The organism is Streptosporangium fragile, from assembly GCF_039534445.1.
In the GTDB taxonomy this organism is placed as follows: domain Bacteria; phylum Actinomycetota; class Actinomycetes; order Streptosporangiales; family Streptosporangiaceae; genus Streptosporangium; species Streptosporangium fragile.
This window is the reverse complement of sequence record NZ_BAAAVI010000168.1, coordinates 1-1353: the sequence shown is the minus strand read 5'-3', so window position 1 is coordinate 1353 and position 1353 is coordinate 1. Positions and strand designations below refer to the sequence as shown.

Genomic DNA, 1353 nt, shown 5'->3' with positions numbered 1-1353 from the left:
GCGCAAGAAGGCGTTACCCGCTGCGTTGGCGGCGGCTGCCCTGGCCGCCCTGACCCTGGCCCCCGCCGCCCCCGCGGCCGCGGCCACGGGGGAAGTGATCGAAGTCATCCACACGTACACCGAGACCGTGAAGGAATCGAACAGCTCGTTCAGGTGCCCGGCCAACGAGGTGATGATCGGCCGGGCGCACTACGGGGACGAGAACGGCAAAACCACGTACCGCTGCGGCCGGGTCTACGTCAACGGTGAACAGGTCACGGTGACGCTGACCACCACGAGTGCTGTGAGAGAAAGCAGGTCGGATTACTCCACTCCGGAAGACATGGCCATTATCGGCCGGGCGCACTACGGAGACGAGAACAGCTACACCACGTACTACGCCGGCTTGATGTTGTGGCAAGGAAGGATCGTGAGACTCACCTCCCGGCAGTCGACCGGGTACGTGAGAGAGAGCAACCACATCTCGATAGCGGGTGCCAACGAGGTCATGACCGGCCGAGCGCACGTCGGGGACGAGAACGGTCGCACCAGGTACGAGTACGCCACGGTCACGATCGACGGCTGAGGCGTCCTGTCCTCACTCTCCCGGCACCACCCCCTGCGGCGACACCCCTGCGACAGGGCCGGCATGAAGGGCGGGGCCGGCGCGCCGCCGGTCACGTCTTCCCTGAGATCCCCGGGTTTCAGGGAGGACGTGAGCCGCCGGCACGCGCGCTCTCGGCGCATCGAACGACGACAGAAGCGGAATCGAAGGTAGGAACATGCGCAAGAAGGCGTTACCCGCTGCGTTGGCGGCGGCTGCCCTGGCCGCCCTGACCCTGGCCCCCGCCGCCCCCGCGGCCGCGGCCGCGGGGGAATCGATCCAGATCATCCACACGTACACCGAGACCGTGAAGGAATGGAGCAGCCGGTTCGCGTGTCCGGCCAATGAGGTGATGATCGGCCGGAGTCACTACGGGGACGAGAACGGCTACACCACGTACCGCTGCGGCCGAATCTACATCAACGGTGAACAGGTCGTGGTGACACCGACCGGCGGGGACGCCAGGGTGAAAGAGTCCAATTCGTTCTACAACACTCCGGGAGACGCGGCCATCATCGGCCGGACGCACTTCGGGGACGAGAACGACTACACCACGTACTACGCCGGTGAGCTGTCCTGGCAAGGAAAGACCGTGAGACTCACCTCCCGGACGTGGACCTCGGCCTATAAGGAGAGCAACCACTCCTCGGGGGCCGGTGTCGGCCAGGTCATGACCGGCCGATCGCACCGCGGGGACGAGAACGGCATCACCAAGTACGAGTACGCCACGGTCACGATCGACGGCTGAGGCGTCCTGTCCTCACTCTCCC

2 protein-coding genes are annotated in these 1353 nt (G+C 65.7%); both read left to right on the top strand.

Translation table 11 applies throughout. The features are described from left to right. On the top strand, positions 1 to 565 hold a 565-nt coding region (locus ABD841_RS40460; RefSeq protein WP_344982384.1), incomplete at its 5' end, for a hypothetical protein. A 196-nt stretch (positions 566 to 761) separates the two neighbouring features. Further along, on the top strand, positions 762 to 1331 hold the full coding sequence (locus tag ABD841_RS40455; protein WP_344982382.1) for a hypothetical protein: 570 nt from the start codon (positions 762 to 764) through the stop codon (positions 1329 to 1331). Positions 1332 to 1353: the final 22 nt, after the last annotated feature.